This window comes from Clostridium perfringens, from assembly GCF_016027375.1.
GTDB classification, from domain to species: domain Bacteria; phylum Bacillota; class Clostridia; order Clostridiales; family Clostridiaceae; genus Sarcina; species Sarcina perfringens.
On sequence record NZ_CP065681.1, the window covers coordinates 247109 to 270024 of the forward strand.

The following is a 22916-nucleotide window of genomic DNA, read 5'->3' on the forward strand; positions in this document are numbered from 1 at the left end:
TTGTTGTTTCTATAAATTAAATTATGTGCAATTTTCAAAGAACAATTTTGAGAGATAGTCTCTCAAAATTAAACAGAGATATTATCCAGAATTCATTGTCATCTTAGTTGTCCTAAGATGTATTCCTTAGAAAGGAGGTGATCCAGCCGCAGGTTCTCCTACGGCTACCTTGTTACGACTTCACCCCAATCGCTGACCCTACCTTCGGCCGCTGCCTCCTTGCGGTTAGCTCACGGACTTCGGGTATTGCCAACTCTCATGGTGTGACGGGCGGTGTGTACAAGACCCGGGAACGTATTCACCGCGACATTCTGATTCGCGATTACTAGTAACTCCAGCTTCATGTAGGCGAGTTTCAGCCTACAATCCGAACTGAGACTGGTTTTAAAGTTTGGCTCCACCTCACGGTATTGCATCTCTCTGTACCAGCCATTGTAGCACGTGTGTAGCCCTACACATAAGGGGCATGATGATTTGACGTCATCCCCACCTTCCTCCTGGTTAACCCAGGCAGTCTCGCTAGAGTCCTCAACTTAATGGTAGTAACTAACGACAAGGGTTGCGCTCGTTGCGGGACTTAACCCAACATCTCACGACACGAGCTGACGACAACCATGCACCACCTGTCACCTTGTCCCCGAAGGATTTCCTCGATTAAGAGTAATGCAAGGGATGTCAAGTGTAGGTAAGGTTCTTCGCGTTGCTTCGAATTAAACCACATGCTCCGCTACTTGTGCGGGTCCCCGTCAATTCCTTTGAGTTTTAATCTTGCGACCGTACTCCCCAGGCGGAATACTTAATGCGTTAGCGGCGGCACGGAGGTGTTGAAACCCCCACACCTAGTATTCATCGTTTACGGCGTGGACTACCAGGGTATCTAATCCTGTTTGCTCCCCACGCTTTCGAGCCTCAGCGTCAGTTACAGTCCAGAGAGTCGCCTTCGCCACTGGTGTTCTTCCTAATCTCTACGCATTTCACCGCTACACTAGGAATTCCACTCTCCTCTCCTGCACTCTAGATAACCAGTTTGGAATGCAGCACCCAAGTTGAGCCCGGGTATTTCACATCCCACTTAATCATCCGCCTACGCTCCCTTTACGCCCAGTAAATCCGGATAACGCTCGCCACCTACGTATTACCGCGGCTGCTGGCACGTAGTTAGCCGTGGCTTCCTCCTTGGGTACCGTCATTATCTTCCCCAAAGACAGAGCTTTACGATCCGAAAACCTTCATCACTCACGCGGCGTTGCTGCATCAGGGTTTCCCCCATTGTGCAATATTCCCCACTGCTGCCTCCCGTAGGAGTCTGGGCCGTGTCTCAGTCCCAATGTGGCCGATCACCCTCTCAGGTCGGCTACGCATCGTCGCCTTGGTAGGCCGTTACCCCACCAACTAGCTAATGCGCCGCGAGTCCATCTCATAGCGGATTGCTCCTTTGGTTGAATGATGATGCCATCTTCCAACATTATGCGGTATTAATCTTCCTTTCGGAAGGCTATTCCACTCTATGAGGCAGGTTACCCACGTGTTACTCACCCGTCCGCCGCTAATCCGTTTCCCGAAGGAAACTTCATCGCTCGACTTGCATGTGTTAAGCACGCCGCCAGCGTTCATCCTGAGCCAGGATCAAACTCTCAATTTAAAAGTTTAATCTATACTCATATTACTTATAAAAGAATTGCTGGTTTATGTTAATATCTTCTGTTTAATTTTCAAAGACCATTTCTTTGTCGCCCTCAAGCGACTTCTTTATTTTATCATCACCTTCGAACTTTGTCAACACTTTTTTTAAAAAACTTTTTAAGTTGTTTTCTTTCAACTTATTGTCTTTTTTTGTTGCCCGTCCTTAGTGACAGGTATTATCTTAACACCATTTCTTTAATTTAATTTAAATTTTACTTTAGTTTTTGAAAAACATCCAAACTAATCTTTTAAATCCTTTTATTTTCTCTGTATATCATATATTGACACACTAGGAAAAGTTTATAGATATTATATTCAATTACTATTCATTTATGGATAGTTTTGTATGTTTAACCCTTGTAAAACCCTAAATTAATAATAAATCATTTATCATAATCACCCTTTTTTCTTTAAAATATTCATATAATTACTCAACTTAAATAAAAAAAAATACTTTAATAATATAAAAAGAAGAGAATAACTAAATATCCTCTTCTTTTAAATAAACTTATTTATTATTTTCTAATTCGCTTAATTTCTCATCTATAAGATTTAAAACATATTCTCTATCTTCTGGTACATTTTCAAAATCTAACTCATCAACATTTATTCTTAATATAGGAGAGACATTATAGTTTTCAAAATACTCTCTATACTCATTATTAAGCTTTTCCCAATATTCTCTTTCAACTACTTGCTCATAATCTCTACCTCTTTTTTGAATTCTTTTCATAGCTTCATCTACTGATATTTCTAGATATACCATTAATTTTGGTGCTTTAACATGCTCTAGCATATTTTCTAAAAGCTCCTTATATAATTCAAACTCTTCAACTGTCATTTCGCCCTTTTCACATAGCATCTTAGCAAATATAACATCTCCGTATATACTTCTATCCATAACTGAATTCTCTACAAGTCCAGCTTCTTTTATATGCTTGAATCTTTTATTTAAAAAGAATACTTGAAGTGGAAAAGAATATCTATTCCTATCATAATAGAATTTTTCTAATATAGGATTGTCCACCACAGGTTCCTCATAAGCTATTAACCCTCTCTCTGCTAAGATGTTCATTAAAGTACTCTTACCTACTCCAACAACTCCATCTACAACTATCATTTCCCAATTTCCTCCTCTATCTATCCTATCTAGTATCTCTCTGTAAAGATTATTTTTCGTATTTAGAGACAATATTGTTCCTCCTTAAGCCTTATAAGTCATCGTTCACCTTATAAAATATTTTATGATCTCTCCATTCACCATTAATGTATAAATATTTTTCACTAATACCTAATTCATTAAATCCACAAGCCTTTAATACTCCTTGAGATCTAGAATTCTCCATTAAGGTTGAAGCCTCTAGTCTATGTAAACCCATTTCTTCAAAAGCGTAACTACATACTGTATTAAGTGCTTCTTTCATATAGCCCATTCCTTGATGCTCCTTATCTATGGAGTATCCAACAAAGGCATTTCTTAATATTCCATAGACTATATTAGATAATTTTATTTTTCCTATTAGTTTTTCATCTTTAAATATACCTAAATCAATTGAAGTTCCATCTATAAACTGTCTAAAACTTTCTGTTAAAATTTCTTTTTGTCCTTCATAAGTATAAAAACCGCTATCTCTAGTAGGTTCATACTGTCTTAAATGCTCTTCATTTCTTATATAATAATCAAGCATTTCTTCTGTATTCTCTGGAGTTAAATTTCTAAGTGTTAATCTTTCAGTATTTAATTGAAACTGAACTAATTTAACCTTATCATTAAAGTCATTTATATTTATCCCCATAATATATTCATCTTTCTGAATACCATTGTTACATACATTATCTGATAATATACCCTCAAGCATAAAACCTAAATCTAAATAAGCATTAAAGTTTTTTATATCTGAAACAAAAAGATTAATTTTATATATGTCTTTTTCAGCAAATAAAACCTTTAAAATCTTTCTTAAAGTCTCTTTCATAAGTTTATAGTTATCTTCTTTGTAAAATTTAAACTTAACATCAACTTTTTTATTTTTACTATCTAAATCCTTCAAGAAAAATCTACCTAGTATTATGCCAACTTTATCTTTTACAACGTATTCCCTATCATTTCCTCTTATTGCTTCTATAAATACATTCTTATCAAAAGACATACTCTACTCTCCAATTTATATTTTTTACTTTACTAGCCTCTTCTTAGTATTTAAGTATAAGTAGAACATTAAAACGGCAGATAAAATTGCACTTGCAGGTATAATATAAAATGCCTTATCTGGTCCAACACTTTCATTTAACAATCCAATAGCCTTGTTAAGAATCATACCAACTAAACTAGCTGATGTTATTACAATACCTGTAATATATGCAACATTCTTATCAAAAACCTTACTAATAGTTAAAACTGTAGTTGGGAATGTTATTGAGAAGAATAATCCTGATACAGATATTATCACCATACCGTTTCTACCTAAAAGTAAACCTAAGATACAAAGTGCAGCTCCTATTATTAATGTTTTATATAATATATTGAAATATCCTCTTTTTTCTACTACAAATCCACCAAATAATCTTCCTATGGTGAATATAGCAAAAAATAGTGATAAATACATTCCTGCTTTTTGCTCATTTATATTATAACCATACTTCATATAATTTACGAACCAATTTGATATACCCTGCTCTGTAAATACATATAATCCTAAGGCAAGCATATAGGCAACTATTACCTTATTTGATAAAGCTTCTATTATAGTCATTTTATCTTTTTCTTTAACTATTTCTGTTCTAGGTATTTTAACGAATATAAAGCATATGAATACTGCTAAGTAAACTAAACCTACAAAGAAATACATAGTTCTCCAGTTAACCCCTCTTGCAGTTAATGAACCAAATAATCCTTGGCCAACTGAAGAGCCTAACCCGTAGCAAGCATGCATAACATTCATTATTACGTTTTGTGCCGTTAATGCTAATATAGGAAGAACTGTGTTACATGATATTGCAACCATAGCTATACCAGCACTACTTATTACCATTCCTGTGTATAACATTAAATAGTTTTTTGTAAAAGATAAAAATATAAGTGATAAAAATATCACCATCAATCCAGCTAAAAATACCTTTTTCTGTCCAAACTTTTCGCAAAGCATTCCACCTATAAATGTTAATACCATATAAGCAGCTGAAGTAGAAATAAGTAAGTTACTTATAGTATTATCGTTAACTCCAAATTCCTGTTTAAATACTGGTATGAATATACCCTTAGTATTTTCAACTATAGCTGCTAAAATCATCATTATAAATAGAAAAGCTAATGCAACATAATTTTGCTTTTTACTGTTCATTATTACTCTCCTTATTATTTAAAATAAATAAAACTGTATTAGATCTATATTATTAAAATATACTACTTTAAACCATAAAAAATATATAATCTATAGTAGTTATTTATAAAAAACAAAAACATAAAAATTATACCATAAAAACATTGAATAGTGCTTAATTATGTATACTTACTCTACATAATTAAAAACTTCTTTATATTTTAAAATTAAAAGCTTTATAAATAGAAAAAGAGCTTATATCAAAATAATTTTTATTATCATATTTTGATAAAGCCCCAAATTATCTATATTAAATATATTCTTTTATTAAATCTTTAACCACTTCTGATGCTATTATCATACCAGCTACTGGAGGCACGAAAGATACACTTCCTGGTATTTGTCTTTTAGCTGAACATTTTTTAGTTCCACCAGTACAAACACATCCTGTTTTGCAAGTAACTACATCTTCAACCTTTGGTTTTCTAGGCATTTCTTCTGAATAAACAACCTTTAACTTCTTAACTCCTCTTTTTCTAAGTTCATATCTCATAACCTTAGCAAGCGGACATACCTTTGTATTGTATATATCAGCTACTTTAAACTCTGCTGGATTTAATTTGTTTCCAGTTCCCATTGAACTCATAAGTTTTATTCCTTTTTGTTCACAATAAACAGCAAGAGCTATCTTAGCTGAAACAGTATCAATAGCATCTACCACATAATCTACATCATCTGGTATTATTTCTTCTAAGTTATCTGGAGTAACAAAAACTTGTATAGTTTCCACATTACAATTTCTATTTACTGAAAGAACTCTTTCCTTCATAACCTCTACTTTGTTTTTACTTATAGTTTTATATGTAGCATGTATTTGTCTGTTTAAATTTGTTAAACAAACAGTATCATCATCAACTAAAATTAAGTTTCCTACTCCTGCTCTAGCTAAAGCTTCTACAGTAAAGCTTCCTACTCCACCAACTCCAAATACCATAACTTTGCTCTTTGCTAATTTATCTAAAGCATCTTTACCTATTAGTAATTCTGTTCTTGACAATGAATGTTGTAACATAAACTTTCTCTCCTTCTTAAGTTAATAAAATTTCCCCTATGTTAATCCTTATAATATGTTCTAAAATAAATATCTCAAACTTATAATGTTTATTCTTATACTTAATAAACACACAAATTCATTAATATTATATACATTCTACTTAATATAAATAAAGTTTTTCATTTATATTAACATATAATTCTTTTAAAAACTTACTTCTATCTAGAAAATTTATATAAAATTTCTTGGATTAAGCCCTAATTTAAGTAAATTCTAATTAATAATAAAAGGCTAAAGTGTGTTTTTAAATCTATTTACTTTCTAAATTTCTATGATATGATCTTTTTTTAATATATAATAACTTTATGAATTTAATTTGAGGAGGAATTTAAAATGACTTTAGGAATAATCGCCGCTATGAGCGAAGAATTAGAAATTCTTTTAAGAGACATGGAAGTAAAATCTAAAGAAACTAAGGCTAATATGACTTTCCACCAAGGTACTCTTTGGGGTCAAGAGGTTGTAGCCGTTGTATGTGGTATAGGTAAGGTTAATGCTGCCGTTTGTACTCAAATATTAATAAGTGAGTACAAAGTTAATAAGGTTATAAATGTTGGTGTTGCTGGTGGTATAGGCATGGAAATATATCCTGGGGATGTTGTTATAGCTAACTCATTAGTTCAATATGATATGGACACATCTGCCTTTGGAGATCCTATAGGACAAATACCAAGATTAGATACCTTTGATTTTAAATGCTCACAAGAATTAGTTGACCTTTGTGAAGAAGCTTGTAAAGAAAATGAAGAAATAAAGAGCTTTACTGGAAGAATAGTTACTGGTGATCAATTTGTTGCTAGTGTAGAAAAGGTTAAATGGTTAGAAGAAGAATTTGGAGCTTCTGCTTGTGAAATGGAAGGTGGAAGTATAGCTCACGTTTGTTACTTAAACAATATTCCATTCCTTGTTATAAGATCAATATCTGATAATGCAAATAATGGAGCACATATGGACTTCGCTGAGTTTACAGCTATAGGAGTTAAAAACTCTACTTCAATATTAAAATCAATGATTTTAAAAATGGCTTAATATAAAAGGATATTATCCAAAATAAGTTTTATTATATTTTGGATAATATCCCTTTTTATATTTTATGAATGAATATTCCACTTCTAAGCTTAGGCTCAAACCATGTTGATTTTGGTGGCATTATTAACCCTTTATCAGAAATTTTCATTACCTCTTCTAGACTTGTTGGATAAAGAGCAAAAGCAACTTTCATATCCTCTGATACTCTTCTTTTCAATTCTTTAAGACCTCTTATACCTCCAACAAAATCTATTCTCTCATCATTTCTTACATCTTTTATTCCTAATATAGGCTCTAAAATATTATCTTGAAGTATAGAAACATCTAAATTTTTAACTAAATCATTTTTTGTTTTTTCTATTAGTGAACTTTCATTTTTCTCTTTATACTCTAATTTGAACCAATCTCCATTAATATACATCCCAAACTCACCTTTATGTTTAGGTTTTGGATTATCTTCCTTATTTAATTTAGTTATTTGAAATTTTTCTTCTAATTTCAATAAAAATTCCTCTTCACTTAATCCATTTAAATCTTTAACTACTCTGTTATAATCTATAATTGTAAGTTCTGTTTTAGGAAATAAAACTCCTAAGAAATAATTACATTCATCCTCAGGTAAGCATTCTCCCTTTTCTCTTCTTTCTAAACATACTTTTACAGCTGCTTCTGACCTATGATGCCCATCTGCTATATATATTGAATTAATTTCTTTAAACTCTTTTATTATTTCATCTATAATAGATTTATCATCTATCTTCCAAACTCTGTGCAAAACTCCATCATCAGAAATAAAATCATATAAAGGCTTTTCTAAAACTATTTTTGAAACTATATTACTTATTTTTTCTGAATCTCTATAGGTTAAAAATATTGGCCCTGTTTGAGCATTACAAGCTTTTATATGTTTTACTCTATCTTCTTCTTTTTTGGCTCTAGTAAATTCATGTTTTTTTATTGTGTTATTTAAATAATCATCAACAGATAAGCATGAAACAATTCCCCTTTGGGCCTTTCCATCTAAAACTAACTCATAAACATATAAACAATCTTTTTCTTCTTTTATAAGAATATTATTTTGAATAAATCTTTCCAAATTCTCTCCCGCTTTTTTATAAACCTCTTCAGAATACTCACTAATATTTTCTGGAAAATAAGTCTCAGCTTTATCAATATTTAAAAAGGAAAACTCATTGTTTTTTACTTCCTCTTTTGCTTCACCCCTACTCAAAACATCATATGGTAATGCAGCAACTTTTTCTACTAAGTCCTTTCTTGGTCTTAAAGCTTTAAAAGCTTTTATATTAACCATATTCCTCACTCTCCCTCTAAAAATTAACCCCTATTTTAATTATTATTAGATTGCATTCATATATAAAATCAGTAATATTTAAAATAAGGCTTTTTTCTTTTTTATCTAAAGTTTAATCTTTAAATCTACAGTTATATATTTTAAATTTTACTTATACATCTCTTCTTTTATTATTTCTATAACTTCCTCCCCTATTTTCATCTGAGCCTCTTTTGTTGAAGCTCCAATATGAGGAGTTAAACTTACTTTAGGATGATTTATTAATTCTAAATTTTTACTTGGCTCTTCTAAGAATACATCTAGTCCAACGCCACCTAAACTTCCATCATTTAAACTAGGTATTATTGCCTCCTCATCTAGTGCTTTTCCCCTAGAAGTATTTATTATAAAGGCTCCCTTTTTAACCTTTTTTAATTCTTCACTTCCAATTATACTCTTAGTTCCAGAAATATTTATAGAAATAAAATCTGATTTTCTTAATAACTCATCAAATTCTACTTTTCTATAATTATTGTCTATATTCTTAATATCAATTAGATCAAAGTATATTATTTTCATACCTAAAGCTGTACATTTCTTAGCTAATTCAGCGCCTATTCTTCCCATACCTATAATTCCAAGAGTTTTTCCTTCAAGCTCAACACCAACATAATCTTTCTTTTTCCAAAGACCAGCTTTCATAGTTATATTAGATTGATTTAAAAATCTTGCTAAAGAGAACATATGGGCTAATATAATCTCTGCAACTGATGAAGAACTTGCATTAGGAGTATTTCTTACTTTAATTCCATTTTGTTCAGCATATTGAACATCTATATTATCTAACCCAACTCCACCTCTTATAATTAATTTTAAGTTTCCACCTTTAATCGCTTCATCTATTAATTCTCTTCTAATTTTTGTAGCAGACCTTATAACTATACAATCTACTTTTTTAATCTTTTCTTTTAAATCCTCTATATCATAATGATTAGTATCAACATCAAAACCTAGCAATTCCAAATTGCTAATAGCTTTTTTATCTAATCCATCATTTAAAAGTATTCTTAACATATTAAAATAGCCCCCTTATAAATTATTTAGTATAAAAGAAACCCACACTAATCAGTGTGGGCTTAGATTTATTCCAATTCTAAAATTTCATTTATATTACTTAATAATTCTTTTATATCTTTAACTTGGCAGTCAGCCATGTGTGCTATTCTAAATGTCTTATCCTTTAGCTTTCCATACCCATTAGATATCTGAAATCCTCTTTTTCCAAGTTCCTTATTTAAAGCCCCAATATCTATATTTTTATTATTTTTTATAGTTGTAAGAGTATTTGAATAGTACCCCTTTTCAGGATAAATTTCAAAGTATTTTTCTGACCATTCTCTAACTATTTTAGCCATTTCAATATGTCTATTGAATCTATTTTCTAGCCCTTCTACATTTAATATATAATCTAATTGGTAATCTAAAGCATACATATGTGAAATAGAAGGAGTTGATGGATATTGATAATCCTTCTTTTTAATATATTTATATAAAGCTAATAAATCTAAATATGTTCCTCTAAACTTAACTTTTTCTGCTCTTTCCCTAGCTCTTTCTGAAAATGTACATATTGCTATTCCTGGAGGAAGCCCTAAAGCTTTTTGTGAAGAAGTAATACATATATCTATATTAAGTTTATCTACCTCTATTTTACTTCCACCTGCAGAACTAACTGCATCAACACAGAATATAACCTCTGGATATTTCTTTATAACTTTGCTTATTGCTTCTAAATCATTCATAACCCCTGTAGATGTTTCATTATGAGTTACTGTTATTAAATCATACTGTCCAGTTTTAAGAACTGAATCAATTAAATCTACATTAATACTTTTTCCCCAAGGAACTTCAAATTTATCCACAGGAACATTATTACTTATCCCCATTTCATACCATCTATCCCCAAAAGCCCCCAAAGAAAATACAGCAGCCTTCTTTAAAGTACAACTTCTTATAGCTCCCTCCATTAATCCACTTCCTGAAGTTGTTGATAAAAGTATTTCATTATTAGTAAAAAATAATTTCCTTAAATTATCGCTTATTCTTCTTTGTAATTGAGATGCCTCTTTACTTCTATGTCCAATCATAGGAGTAGCCATTTTCTCTAATACTTCCTCTCTTACCTCCACAGGTCCTGGTATAAATAACTTTTTATGCATGTAATCCCCTCCTTTACTTGAACAATTATTTTATTTATTAGTATATAATAAATTTTCTTCATTGGTGATACAAAAATAAATAAAAATAATTATAAATTGCCCTTTTAGAAATAAAAAAAGACCTATATCAAAAAAATATTGATTAAGGTCTTTCAAATATAAATTAAATCATATCCTGTAAAATGTTGAATTTATTCTCCATTTCCTTTTCACAAGTTCCACTATGAAACTCATTGCAATTTAAACAGCTTTTACAAGAATTCATTGAAGATACTGCTTCTCTATGTCTAGCTGAATAATCAACACAATTTTCTGCTATATCTATAAATTCTTCACTAATAGCCATACAAATTCTCCTTTCTCAGAACAATACTATATACTTAGTATTTTCTAAGAAAGTTTTTTTATACTAAATTATTCCTCTTCATCATTCCAAAATAAAACTGACTCTGTTTCTCTACAGTATTTTACACATATACATTGTCCTAAATTTCTAGGGCAAAGTCTACAGAGACAATTTTTTTCTGTTCCATCACATCTATCATTCTTAAAATCTATACAATACTTACAATTTATACTTGTTCCAACAGCCATAACAAACCTCCTGTTTCTCTCTTACATACAGTTAAAAGTATATCACTTTTAATCTTTTCTTTAAAACAAAAAGATTCTTATAAATATTATATTTATTTAAATTGTAAGTTTAAGAGGAAGACTAATATATTTGTTTAATTCTCATTTATCTTATAAACTATTATTAAAAATTTTCTTCCTTATCAATTGTCTTATTATCTAAAAACCCTGTATTTTCATCAAATTCAATAAAATCACCTATACAAGGTTGAATCTCATTGCATACTTCAATATTATCTTCTACTAAATCCTTGTTTAATATCTTTCTTCTATATAAAACTTCTAGAAAAACAAATAATAAAACCATAGAAATTAAAGATACAATGTTAACAATAAAGGTTCCATTAACATAACTTACACTTTGAATAAACATTATAATTAAATATCCTACGGCATTTACAAATACAAATCCAATTAATATACTCATAAAAATATAAATAAAATATCTAGATATTTCAAAGAAATATGGTCTATCTAAATATTTAAAATTCATTATTTTTAAAATTAATCTTGAAAGATAAATAAGTAATACTGAAATTAACACTAAGATTATTATAAATATAAACTGTCTCCATAAAGAAAAGGAATTTTTATCAAAATCTAAATTTAATAAATTAAAAATTAATAAGACTTTCTCACCAATAAAATTTAAGAAGTTTCTTACCCAAATAAGTTTATCACTAATTAAAAGCTCACTTACTGAAAAGATTAAAATTAAACCCTCCATAAAGAATATTGGAAAGATTCCTGCAAACATTCTATCCTTAACAATTAAATTCATAGTAAAAATTATTGAAGTAAATAATAATCCTAATGCTATGAAATAAAGAAAACTTATAATAAGCTTATCTAAACTAAAAGAATTTCTATATGGTATATAAAAAATTAATTTTATAAATATGTTAATCACCATAGGCATTAGAGAAACTCCATAAATTAAAATAACTTTAGAAAAGAAATATTTCTTTGTATTCTCCTCTCCCACAGCTAAATTTTCCTTTAGCTCCTTTTCCTTATCTTCAAATAAAAATCCAACACTCCAAACTAAAAATAAAAATAATAAAAATTTATCTACACTCCCCATTGAAAAACATTTATTTATTATGGAAATATCTAAATTCCCTTGCCCTGCCTGAAAAAAGTATCTTATCATACTGTAATTTCCCATTAAAAAGAAATAGGTTATTCCTAAGACTATTAATCCTCTAATCCCTCTAGACTTGTATTTATCTAGAATTAAGTTATTACTCTTCATAAAATTCTCCATTCACTAAAGTATAAATTCTCTATAAATATACTTTTATAAATATATTTTTATGATTTTTATTTCTTTAAGTAGCAAATTTTATTTAAAAACATATATTAATATAAAGAGTGATTAATTGCTTCTTCATTTTTTGACTACTCCTCTCCTTAGAAAAGGAAGAAGTGCTTAATACATTCCTTGCTTACTTTGCAAGTTTCCTCCCATCTAAAAATAAAAAAACAGGTGATTTCACCTGTTTTTTTATTTATATAAATTCTTATATTTATCTAACAAAAACTTGGAATAATATCATTAAAACTACTCCAGGTATTCCTAAAATACCTGCTATTAAAGCAGTTAACAAATTTATTCCTATAGTTATTCCAAAATAAGCTCCAAAGTAATTAACAATCATAAGTAGTATAGCCCCAAAGACACTATTAATAACCAAGCCTATTATTTTCCCTATTGATCCAAATATTAACCTTAAAATTAATATTGCAACAAGCACTCCTACAATTAGAAGAATTATATCATCTAAGGATAAAGCTCCTATATCCATAAATCTACCACCTTTTTAAATTATACTTATCCTAGCATTCTTAAATATATGTTCCATACTAACTTTTATACCTCTTTTTTTAGCTTCTCTTATTAGGTATTCATATCTAGCGTTAATATCTTGCTCTTTATATATTAAAGATTCTATAAGTTTATCATCACAAGCATTTTGAAAAGCTGATCTTGCAACCTCCATTTCCAGTATTGTTTGCTCAATAGCTTTTAATATTTCCTCATCTTCATTTGAATAATCTATCTTTTTTATTAAGTAATCAGAAATTTTCTTTTTATCCATAACTAACACCTCCAACTTATTCCTTTGGAATTATTACCAAAATGTCCAAGTTATATTCAGGTGTTATAAAGATTTAACTTTGTATTTTAACTTTTTTAACTAGTTAATTCCCTTGTATTTATATTATTTAATTATCGATATAAAGATTTAATACTATATTTTAATCTCAATTTGTACTATAAAATAATTTAGCTCTTATTTAGAATCACAAGCCCTAAATAATCTTTATATAACAGTTCTACCTTCTAAGGCTTTAGATAAAGTTACTTCATCTGCATACTCTAAATCTCCCCCAACTGGGATTCCTGCTGCAATTCTAGTAACCTTAACATCTAATGGCTTTAATATCTTTGAAATATACATAGCTGTAGCTTCCCCTTCAATAGTAGGGTTTGTAGCTACAATAACCTCTTTTACATCTCCGCTCATTCTTGCTACTAATTCTCTTATTCTTATATCCTGTGGTCCTCTTCCTTGCATTGGAGAAATAGTTCCATGTAAAACATGATATAAACCATTAAATTCTTTAACTTTTTCCATTGTCATAATATCCTTAGGTTGTTCAACCACACATATTATATCTTTTTCTCTATTAGGATTTGAACATATTGCACATGGATCTGTATCTGTAAAGTTACCACATACAGAACAATATTTAATAGTTCCTCTTGCTTTTACTAAGGCATTTGCAAATTCCTCTACCTCATCCTTTGGCAAATTTAAAATATGTAAAGTTAACCTTTGAGCTGATTTTTTTCCTATACTAGGTAACTTAGCAAACTCTTCAATTAACTTTTCTATAGCTACTGGATAAAATTCCATTATTTTTCCTCCTATTATTTAAACTAAATTCTCTATATTTATAAAAAACTCCGCTGAGAAGTTTCAGCAGAGTTTTCAAAATTAATAAGTATTTCTATTAGAATAATCCTGGCATTCCCATTCCACCAGTTAATTTACCCATTTTTTCTGAAGTTTCTTCAGAAGCTTTTTCTAAAGCTTGCTTAACAGCTGAGAAAACTAGATCTTCTAACATTTCAACATCATCTGGATCTACAACTTCTGGCTTTATATTAAGTGCGATTAATTCTTTCTTTCCGTTAACTTTTGCAACAACTGCACCACCGCCAGCTGAGCCTTCGAATTCTGATGCTTCGATTTCCTCTTGCATTGATTGCATTTGTTTTTGAAGCATTTGTGCTTGCTTCATTAAATTATTCATGTTTCCCATTCCGCCTGGAAATCCACCTCTTGCCATACTTACATCCTCCTTAAAAATTAACTCCTTAATATTATATAGTATTTTTGAAAAATTTACTATAATATTAGATTATATGCTTAACCATTATTATTTGGTTACAATTTTATTCTATTCTTCAACTATTTCTAGACCATCACCCATAATGCCTGAAAGTCTAGCTTCTAAATCAGCTTCCTCAGCTTTTTCCTCTTCTGTTCCTTGTTCTACACTATATACAACTCTTACAGGTTCCTTTAAAACTTCTGAAAATATATCATTTACTATTTTAGAGAAATCATGTTTTTCAAGTCTTTCTTTATTATGTCTATATTCATAAGTATATCTAAATTCAACAACACCTTTGTTACAAGAAACTTTGCTTATACCCTTTGCTAAGGCTATATAAACCATATACTTTCCTCTACTCTTAAAGGTTTCAAGTATATCTTTCCAAACCTTTCTTAAATACTCTGGTGTTAGGGTTGAATTTTCATTTACTACCTCATAATTATTTGAACTTTTAGTAGCATTCTGTTGTTTATTATTTAAAGTTTTATTATTTGAAGCTTCATTTGAAACTTGTGATTTAACCTCTTCTAAATTAGTATTAACCTGTATATTTCCACTTCTTATTGCTTGTTCTAACTTATTTATTCTTGCTAACATAACTTCCTTAGAAGTATCATACTCTATTTTGCACATTTTTATTACTGCAAGCTCTAAATAAACTCTAGCCTGCTTGCTAAGTTTAGCCTCTTCATCACATTCTTGCACAATTCTTATGCATCTCATGATTTCTTCAACCTTTAACTTAGCACCTTGAACTTTAAGTTTTTCTATATTTTCCTCAGCAGTATCTAAAACTTCCTCTGGATTTGAAGTTACCTTTATCATAAGCAAGTTTCTATAATGAACTATTAAGTCCTTTATGAAAAGAGTCATATCCTTTCCTGTAAGAACTAATTCTTCTATTATTTCCATAGCACTTTCTATATCTCTTTTTATTATAGAATCTACTATTTTAAATAAATTATCATTAGTTACAAGACCTAACATAGAAACTAATTCATCATAATCTACCTTACCATCCCCTATAGAAATAGCTTGATCTAATATACTTAAGGAATCTCTCATAGCTCCATCAGATACTCTTGCAACAAGGTCTAAGCTTTTATCATCACAGAATATACCTTGCTCAGTAACTATTTTTCTTAATCTTCCTGTTATATCTTTTCTACTAATCCTTTTGAAGTCAAATCTTTGACATCTTGATAGTATAGTTATAGGTAATTTTTGAGGATCTGTTGTAGCCAAAATGAAGACTACATTCTTTGGTGGCTCTTCTAAAGTCTTTAAAAAAGCATTAACTGCCCCAATAGAAAGCATGTGAACCTCATCCATTATGTAAACTTTAAATCTAGCTTCTTGAGGTGGGTATTGAACATCATCAATTATATCTCTTATGTTATCTACCCCATTGTTTGAAGCTGCATCAAGTTCAGTTATATCTATTGCTAATCCTTCATTTATTTTTTTACACATCTCACACTGATTACAAGGCTCTCCGTCTTTTAAATCTAAACAGTTTAAAGCCTTAGCCATTACCTTAGCTGTAGAGGTTTTACCAGTTCCTCTAGTACCACAAAATAAATATGCATGAGCTGTTCTTTCATTTATTATCTGATTTTTTAATGTAGTGGTTATATGTTCTTGACCTACAACATCATTAAAGGTTTGTGGTCTCCACTCTCTATACAAAGCTTTATATGCCAAATTATTCACCTCTCTAAGCCTGTATTAACATATAATTATTATACATCAAAACAAGCCATAATACCTATCACACTTATTTTATATTTTTCTTAGTTAAACCATTATATCATGATTAATATTTTCTTTTTTAAAAATAAATATATAATTATCTTAATAATATTTTTATGTTAACCTTGAAAGGATTTTTTATATGTTTTCTATAATTGTTGCCAAAAGTATTAATAATATCATTGGAGTTAATAACAAAATGCCTTGGAATATTCCATCTGATTTAAAAAGATTTAAAGAACTTACTATGGGTAAAAAAATATTAATGGGAAGAAAAACCTTTGAATCTCTTCCTTTTGTTTTACCTGGAAGAACTCATTTAGTTTTAACTACAAAGAAAGATTTTTCTTATAATCATAAGGACGTAATTATTTATAATGATTTAAATAAGCTTATTTCTGAGTATAAATATAGCATGGAAGAAATTTTTGTAATAGGTGGTGGAAAAATATATTCTGAGCTTTTAAAATATACTTCAAAATTATATATAACTGAAGTTTTAAAGGAATATGAAGGAGATACTTATTTCCCTAAAGTAGATTATTCTAAATGGATAAAAACTTATGAAAGTTCTATTCATGAAGAAAATGGTAATAAGTTTAAGTTTTTTAACTATAAAAAGATATAATCTTCAATATATCCTTAGCTATAATTTATTTAGAGGTTATTATAATGCTTATTCCTAATGACTTAATAAAAAGTAAAAACTCCTATTTAAGTAGACATATGAAATATCTACTTAATGGAGTTTTACTTTTTTTTATAACTTTTTATTTAATTATTTAATATGATTCTTCTAAAGATACAACTTCTCTTTTTCTAAATACTAACCCTGCTATTAATCCTCCAACTATAGCTGGAACAACCCAGTTAAATCCTAGGTTTGCAAGAGGTAACTTATGAACAAATTCAAATTTTATTCCTAAGCTATCAATTACAGTAAGTAAGCTTATTAAAAGAGTTGCATAAGTAGCTCCCTTTACCACTACATTATTTGTAACGAATTTTTCAAATATACTCATTACTACTAATAATATAGAAACTGGATAAATTAAGCTTAATACAGGTACTGCAATTTCTATTATTTTATCTACTCCTAAATTAGAAGATAATGCACTAAATACACATATTGCTATTACTATATATTTGTATTTTAATTTTTTGTTAGATACATCTTCAAAGTATTTAGCCGTAACAGAAGTTAATCCTACAGCCGTTGTAAGACAAGCAAGTCCTATTACTATTGCTAACATAATAGTACCTGTTGACCCTAAAATTGCATTAGTTATATTCATAAGTAATGTTGTTTGTGAAATACTGCTATCATATAAAGTTGAAGATGTAGCCCCTAAGAATGTTAATCCTCCATAAACAATAGCTAGTCCAATACATGCAATTAAGGCAGATTTTATTGTAAGTATTCTATTTTCTTTTTTGTCCTTATAGCCTTTACTTGCAAATGAAGCCATAACAAGTGCTACAATTCCTCCAGTTCCTAAAGCATCCATTGTTTGATATCCTTGAGTAATCCCAGTCATAAATAACTTACCTGAATTAACCTTTTCTAAATCTCCAATAGGATTTATAATCCCCTTTATTATTAATACTGCTAATGATATAAGTAATAATGGTGTTAGAACCTTTCCGATTATATCCATAACCTTATTAGGCTTTATTGTTAGCACAAAAACTATTAAAAAGAATATTACTGAAAATACATATGGATTTACATTTCCTAAAAGTGGAGAAATACTCATTTCAAATGTTGTTGCCGCAGTCCTTGGCACTACTAATATAGGTCCTAAGCATAGCATCATTAAAATTTCTAAGGTAATACCAAACTTTTTACCTGCTCTTCCAACAACCCCTTGGAAAGATCCAGCCTTAGAAACTGCAACTATTGATAAAAATATTATTCCTACGTCTGATATTATGAATCCTAAAAAACTAATTAACCATTCACTTCCTGATGTTAATCCTATGTATGGAGGAAATATTAGGTTTCCAGCCCCAAAGAATATAGAGAATAAGGCAAATCCTATTACTAATATATCTTTCTTTTTGTTCATTTTTTACAACCCCAATCTAATTAATTTATATTTTTCACATAAAAAAGCCACATAGTGTAAAACTATGTGGCCTTAGTGCCTTAAATAAAAAGCCACATAGTGTTTATCTATGTGGCTCTACATGCATTTTAAACTTAGCCATCATAGATACAAACCTAGTTTGCATCTATGAATCTTTTATATATCATAAACGCAAACTTAACTATAATAGCTAAAGTAAAAGGTATTTAATTTTGAAGCTCTAGTTAAGTTTAAATTTTTCATACTCAATACTCTCCAAATTTCAATTTATTATCTTAATAGAATTTTAATTGTTAAACCATAAAAAGTCAATAGGAATTAATGATATAATATTAAAAAAACTTTGAAAAACCTATGAATAACATAAAATAGCTTTTAAATATTAACTTATTTATGGCAATTTAATATTATTAGTTTAGCATCCAGCATAGTAAACTAATATTTTATCTACTAAGTTAGATACTTCCTTATTACTTTCTACAAAAATCTTTGCATTACTTTTTATAGTTTCTTCATCATGAGAATTCTTCATAACTTCCAAAGAGGATTTAGCCTTATTTAAATTATTTATTATATCATCATTATATGAAGCAAATTTTTCTGGAACCTTTACCCCTTTAAGATCCTCTATTAAACATTTAAAAAAATTATTTGATCTTTCTAACTGTTCAATCATAGTATTATTTAATTTACCAGTTTCAGATACTGTTCTCATATTTTTTATAGAACCATCTACGCTCATATTAACAATAGTTGATGAAATTTTATCTATGTACTCTTCTTCGTCTTTACTTTTCTCTTCTTCCCTACTCTTTTCTCTAGGAATATTGATTGTATTTTTTTCACTGCTTGTACTACATCCAAGAACGAAAAGCGATAAAGTTACCCACAGTATTCCTACCAAAAGTTTTCTTCCCATAACTTCCTCCGTAAAATTACATTTTTGTCATAAGTATGTCTATATAATTATACCAACAAGTATAAAAAATTTTATTAATGTTTCATGAACATATAGAAAACATAATTTTACAAAATAAAAAAAACTTTTAACATACTCTGTTAAAAGTTTAATTACATAATAAAACCGTGCACCTCACTTCGACAATAACTTATGAACGTTACCTATGCAGTTAGCTCAAGCCAGACGTATCCACGGCACATGAAAATGACTGCTTATCGCTGCTTCCTTCCGGACCTGACGAGGTTCACAGGTTTCCATTGCGTGGGGCCCAACTCTCAACACCACTTACATAGGGCAGACTCCACAAGTTAGAGCCTCTATGAGGACTTCGATCCTGCTGTAGCGGATTGCAGGTTACAGGGCACCGCTAACTCCCCATCTAGCACGGCATGGCGGAGAGAGAGGGATTTGAACCCTCGGTAGAGTTTCCCCTACACACGCGTTCCAGGCGTGCTCCTTCGACCACTCGGACATCTCTCCATAATAAATATTAATTTGTAATACTTTTTCATTCTAACATATAAGTCTAACCAATTCAATACTGAAAATTTAATTATAATTATTATACTTGTATGAATAAAATTAGTATAAATTAGAAATTTTAATTTAAATAATACTTTTACCTTATATTTATTTTAATATAATTACTTAAAAATGAGCTGTATCAAAGCTTAAAAAGAAAATTAAAAATAATATCTTCTAAATAAAATTGATACAACTCTCATATAAATCTAATTTATAAATATACCTTTTCTCTTTTTCTTTCCTCTTGAAACAATAATTATTATTGCCACAATTCCAATAATAATTCCTAGTAAGCTAACTAATTGAGCAACTCTAATATTCATAAAATATAAACTATCTGTTCTTAGCCCTTCAATAAAGAATCTTCCTAGAGAATATAAAGATATATAAGCAGAAATAACTACTCCCTTATATCTATCTGTAATATTATATAAAATTATCATCAATAAAATGGCCACAAATATATCCAATATACTTTCATATAAGAATGTAGGGTGATAATATGCTCCATTTATATACATACCCCTTTGAATAAACTCAGGAAATTTACTAATAAACTCATTAGTTACTTGTCCACCATGCGCCTCTTGGTTAAAGAAATTCCCCCATCTACCTATTCCTTGGGCTAATATAAAAGCTGGAGCCACAATATCTGCATAGGCTAAAAAATCTACTTTTTTAACCTTACAATAAATAAATGCAGTTAAGAAAGCTCCTATTATTCCTCCATGAATTGCTAAGCCACCTTGTCTTATGTTTATCATATCCCAAAAGCTATGATAATTTTCAAGCTCAAAAAGCACGTAATATGCTCTAGCCCCTATAATAGCAAAAGGAAAGCACCATAAAAATAAATCTAAGATAACATCAAAGTTTAAATTCTTTTTCTTTGCGTTAATACTTACCAAGGTCATTGCAATTAAAATTCCTAATGCTATGATTATGCCATACCATCTTACTTCAAAACTACCAATTGAAAATGCTACTGGATTCATCTAACCTCTCCCATTCCTTTTAATTTTTTATAATAATACTACAGTAAAATTATTAAGTAAATATGTATCATTCTCATTTAAATAAAAATATTATAAAAAAACTTAATAATAAAATCTGTAATATAACAGTCTTATTATTAAGCTTCTATCTTATCTATTTAGTTTTATATTTAGAATCCTGTTTTAAGCTAGTATTAATTTTTATTGATATATTCATACATAAGTTAATTTATTAAAAAGTTTCTTTAATTTTTTATTGATTAAATTTACTGTAATGTATCTGTGTAAAATACATTTATAAATGGAATTTCAATTTCTTCTCCTGCACTATTTTTAATCTTTTTAGATTCAACTAATCCCTTAACTTTTATTTCACTTCCATTTTTTAAATCTGGCAAATCACCCTTGCATAATACTCCTAAGTACACTGAATCAGCTATACAGCAAGTCATATCTATTTGAGTAATTGCAAATTCTTCTTTTTCATATAATTCACTAACATATAAAAGTCCTTCTATAGAAATTTCTTTTCCTACAAAATCTTCTAGATGAAGTATTAATTCTTCTAAGGAACTATGAAAATTTTTCTCTGTAAATACTAACGCTTCATTACTATTTAATTTTTCATCAGAGTGCAGGTGATTATGTTCACTCTCTTTATGTCTATCATGATATAACTTAACCCCTTTTAAGTTTAAGGAGACCTGATTAATATTTAATCCATTAGCTATATTTAAAATAACTAAAGCAAAAATAAAAATTAAATATCCACCCTTAAAACTCCTTCTAGTTGATGTTTTAAAAATATTGAAAAATTGTATAACTAAAATCAAAAATAATAATATTATGGCCAAAATTACATATGCCTTCATATCTCTTGATATAATCAAAAAAATCTTTTCACTCATAAACATTTTTACTATTAAATATTCAAAGCAAAATAATATAAGAAACCATATAAATTCACTAAAATTAAATTTTCTCATAAAGGTTCCTCCTTAAAATATCAAAGCTGAAGCTATGAAGCAAAGTGAAAAGACTACAAATAAAAGTTTAATTACAAAGGATTGTTTAAATATAGAAAATAACATTATTGTATTTTTTAAATCTATCATGGGACCTATAATCAAAAATCCCGTTATTGATCCTAAAGAAAATCTATTCATAAAGGTACTAGCAACAAAGGCATCTGCCTCTGAACACAAGGAAATTAAGAATGAAAAAGCCATAAGGATTATTATTGATAAAACTGCACTATTTTCAAAATAAAAAATAATATCCCTTGGTACAAAGGTTTGAAATATGGCTGCTAAAGTTGCTCCAACTATAAAATATTTCCCTATTTCATAAAACTCTAGAGATGTATGCTTTAAAAGTCTTATAAGTTTACTAGAATTATCATCTATTTCTGAACATCCACAAAGACATTTTCCTTGTAATTCTCCCTCACCATTATCTATGAAAATATTATTTTCTCCACTTAAACAAAGCATAAGTAGCCCAGCTATGACAGCTATTGAAAAGCCTACGCCCACTCTCAACAATACTACCTTTATGTTTCCATCAAAAGCATAATATGTTGATAATATAACCAGTGGATTAACTATAGGAGCCGCCAACATGTAAGTTATGGCCACATTTAAAGGTACCTTTTTATTTAATAATCCCTTTGTTATAGGCACTGTGGCACATTCACAAACAGGTAAAAAAACTCCTATTATCCCAGCTTGAATTGATCCTAATAATTTATTTTTAGATATGATTTTATTAAAAATATTATTTGAAATATAAACTTGCATAAAGGAAGCTAGCACTGCCCCTATAAGTATAAAAGGCAGTGCTTCTATTACTATACTAGAAAAGACTATAGAAAATTTATTTAAAAGCTCCATA

The 22916-nt window shown here is 29.2% G+C and carries 22 protein-coding genes, 1 tRNA gene, 1 rRNA gene and 1 other RNA gene; 2 read left to right on the forward strand and 23 right to left on the reverse strand.

The genetic code is table 11. The features are described from left to right. Positions 1–130: 130 nt before the first annotated feature. The 5 genes from I6G60_RS01280 to I6G60_RS01300 all read right to left on the reverse strand — a co-directional run bounded on the left by I6G60_RS01280 (position 131) and on the right by I6G60_RS01300 (position 6075). A 16S ribosomal RNA gene (locus I6G60_RS01280) occupies positions 131–1642 on the reverse strand. Positions 1643–2191: 549 nt separating this feature from the next. Further along, positions 2192–2875 (reverse strand): deoxynucleoside kinase, encoded by a 684-nt coding sequence (locus I6G60_RS01285; protein ID WP_003458147.1) that lies wholly within the window; start codon positions 2873–2875, stop codon positions 2192–2194. Between the two features lie 19 nt (positions 2876–2894). Beyond that, positions 2895–3833 carry a GNAT family N-acetyltransferase gene (locus I6G60_RS01290; RefSeq protein WP_197925554.1) on the reverse strand — a complete coding sequence of 313 codons (939 nt, stop codon included), beginning with the start codon at positions 3831–3833 and terminating at the stop codon, positions 2895–2897. 24 nt (positions 3834–3857) lie between these two features. Next, positions 3858–5024, reverse strand: a complete 1167-nt coding sequence (locus tag I6G60_RS01295; RefSeq protein WP_003458175.1) for an MFS transporter — start codon at positions 5022–5024, stop codon at positions 3858–3860. A 289-nt stretch (positions 5025–5313) separates the two neighbouring features. Then, positions 5314–6075 carry a tRNA threonylcarbamoyladenosine dehydratase gene (locus I6G60_RS01300; RefSeq protein WP_003450981.1) on the reverse strand — a complete coding sequence of 254 codons (762 nt, stop codon included), beginning with the start codon at positions 6073–6075 and terminating at the stop codon, positions 5314–5316. A gap of 375 nt (positions 6076–6450) precedes the next feature. Here I6G60_RS01300 and I6G60_RS01305 point away from each other — a divergent pair, with 375 nt between their 5' ends. After that, a complete protein-coding gene (locus tag I6G60_RS01305) occupies positions 6451–7146 on the forward strand; it encodes a 5'-methylthioadenosine/adenosylhomocysteine nucleosidase (protein WP_111743972.1) in 696 nt (231 codons plus the stop codon). Positions 7147–7201: 55 nt separating this feature from the next. Here the strand turns inward: I6G60_RS01305 and I6G60_RS01310 are convergent, their stop codons facing one another. The 11 genes from I6G60_RS01310 to dnaX all read right to left on the reverse strand — a co-directional run bounded on the left by I6G60_RS01310 (position 7202) and on the right by dnaX (position 16404). Further along, positions 7202–8458 carry a DUF1015 domain-containing protein gene (locus tag I6G60_RS01310; protein ID WP_111743971.1) on the reverse strand — a complete coding sequence of 419 codons (1257 nt, stop codon included), beginning with the start codon at positions 8456–8458 and terminating at the stop codon, positions 7202–7204. A 147-nt stretch (positions 8459–8605) separates the two neighbouring features. After that, entirely contained in the window at positions 8606–9511 is a 906-nt protein-coding gene (locus tag I6G60_RS01315; protein ID WP_111743970.1) for a D-2-hydroxyacid dehydrogenase, read from the reverse strand. Positions 9512–9579: 68 nt separating this feature from the next. Then, positions 9580–10656 (reverse strand): pyridoxal-phosphate-dependent aminotransferase family protein, encoded by a 1077-nt coding sequence (locus I6G60_RS01320; protein ID WP_111743969.1) that lies wholly within the window; start codon positions 10654–10656, stop codon positions 9580–9582. Between the two features lie 163 nt (positions 10657–10819). Continuing rightward, the gene (locus I6G60_RS01325; protein WP_003450908.1) at positions 10820–11002 is read right to left on the reverse strand and encodes a hypothetical protein; all 183 of its coding nucleotides are present in this window, start codon (positions 11000–11002) and stop codon (positions 10820–10822) included. Positions 11003–11070: 68 nt separating this feature from the next. Next, positions 11071–11250, reverse strand: a complete 180-nt coding sequence (locus I6G60_RS01330) for a hypothetical protein (protein WP_003450880.1) — start codon at positions 11248–11250, stop codon at positions 11071–11073. A 163-nt stretch (positions 11251–11413) separates the two neighbouring features. Further along, positions 11414–12544: an ABC transporter permease gene (locus I6G60_RS01335; protein ID WP_111743968.1), complete on the reverse strand. Its 1131-nt coding sequence runs from the start codon at positions 12542–12544 to the stop codon at positions 11414–11416. Between the two features lie 274 nt (positions 12545–12818). Next, positions 12819–13097 (reverse strand): pro-sigmaK processing inhibitor BofA family protein, encoded by a 279-nt coding sequence (locus I6G60_RS01340; protein ID WP_003450885.1) that lies wholly within the window; start codon positions 13095–13097, stop codon positions 12819–12821. A 15-nt stretch (positions 13098–13112) separates the two neighbouring features. Beyond that, positions 13113–13391: a YaaL family protein gene (locus I6G60_RS01345; RefSeq protein WP_011591234.1), complete on the reverse strand. Its 279-nt coding sequence runs from the start codon at positions 13389–13391 to the stop codon at positions 13113–13115. Between the two features lie 225 nt (positions 13392–13616). Further along, positions 13617–14213, reverse strand: a complete 597-nt coding sequence (gene recR / locus I6G60_RS01350) for a recombination mediator RecR (protein ID WP_003450875.1) — start codon at positions 14211–14213, stop codon at positions 13617–13619. Between the two features lie 97 nt (positions 14214–14310). Next, entirely contained in the window at positions 14311–14649 is a 339-nt protein-coding gene (locus I6G60_RS01355; protein ID WP_003458189.1) for a YbaB/EbfC family nucleoid-associated protein, read from the reverse strand. 111 nt (positions 14650–14760) lie between these two features. Next, positions 14761–16404 (reverse strand): DNA polymerase III subunit gamma/tau, encoded by a 1644-nt coding sequence (gene dnaX / locus I6G60_RS01360; protein ID WP_057258323.1) that lies wholly within the window; start codon positions 16402–16404, stop codon positions 14761–14763. Positions 16405–16594: 190 nt separating this feature from the next. Between dnaX and I6G60_RS01365 the strand changes: the two genes are divergently transcribed. Continuing rightward, positions 16595–17080 (forward strand): dihydrofolate reductase, encoded by a 486-nt coding sequence (locus I6G60_RS01365; RefSeq protein WP_111743967.1) that lies wholly within the window; start codon positions 16595–16597, stop codon positions 17078–17080. Between the two features lie 154 nt (positions 17081–17234). On the opposite strand, the gene brnQ is transcribed toward I6G60_RS01365, so the two are convergent. The 7 genes from brnQ to I6G60_RS01400 all read right to left on the reverse strand — a co-directional run bounded on the left by brnQ (position 17235) and on the right by I6G60_RS01400 (position 22915). Further along, positions 17235–18521: a branched-chain amino acid transport system II carrier protein gene (gene brnQ / locus I6G60_RS01370; RefSeq protein ID WP_111743966.1), complete on the reverse strand. Its 1287-nt coding sequence runs from the start codon at positions 18519–18521 to the stop codon at positions 17235–17237. Between the two features lie 436 nt (positions 18522–18957). Continuing rightward, complete coding sequence (locus I6G60_RS01375) at positions 18958–19461, reverse strand: hypothetical protein (protein WP_111743965.1); 504 nt, start codon at positions 19459–19461, stop codon at positions 18958–18960. A 165-nt stretch (positions 19462–19626) separates the two neighbouring features. Further along, positions 19627–19891, reverse strand: an RNA gene (gene ffs / locus I6G60_RS01380) — signal recognition particle sRNA large type. Positions 19892–19893: 2 nt separating this feature from the next. Continuing rightward, a tRNA-Ser gene (locus I6G60_RS01385) sits at positions 19894–19983 on the reverse strand. Between the two features lie 251 nt (positions 19984–20234). Beyond that, positions 20235–21023: a prolipoprotein diacylglyceryl transferase gene (gene lgt, locus I6G60_RS01390; protein ID WP_111743964.1), complete on the reverse strand. Its 789-nt coding sequence runs from the start codon at positions 21021–21023 to the stop codon at positions 20235–20237. 266 nt (positions 21024–21289) lie between these two features. Beyond that, positions 21290–22009 (reverse strand): TIGR03943 family putative permease subunit, encoded by a 720-nt coding sequence (locus tag I6G60_RS01395; protein WP_003479640.1) that lies wholly within the window; start codon positions 22007–22009, stop codon positions 21290–21292. Positions 22010–22021: 12 nt separating this feature from the next. Continuing rightward, entirely contained in the window at positions 22022–22915 is an 894-nt protein-coding gene (locus I6G60_RS01400) for a permease (RefSeq protein ID WP_111743963.1), read from the reverse strand. Position 22916 lies beyond the last annotated feature (1 nt).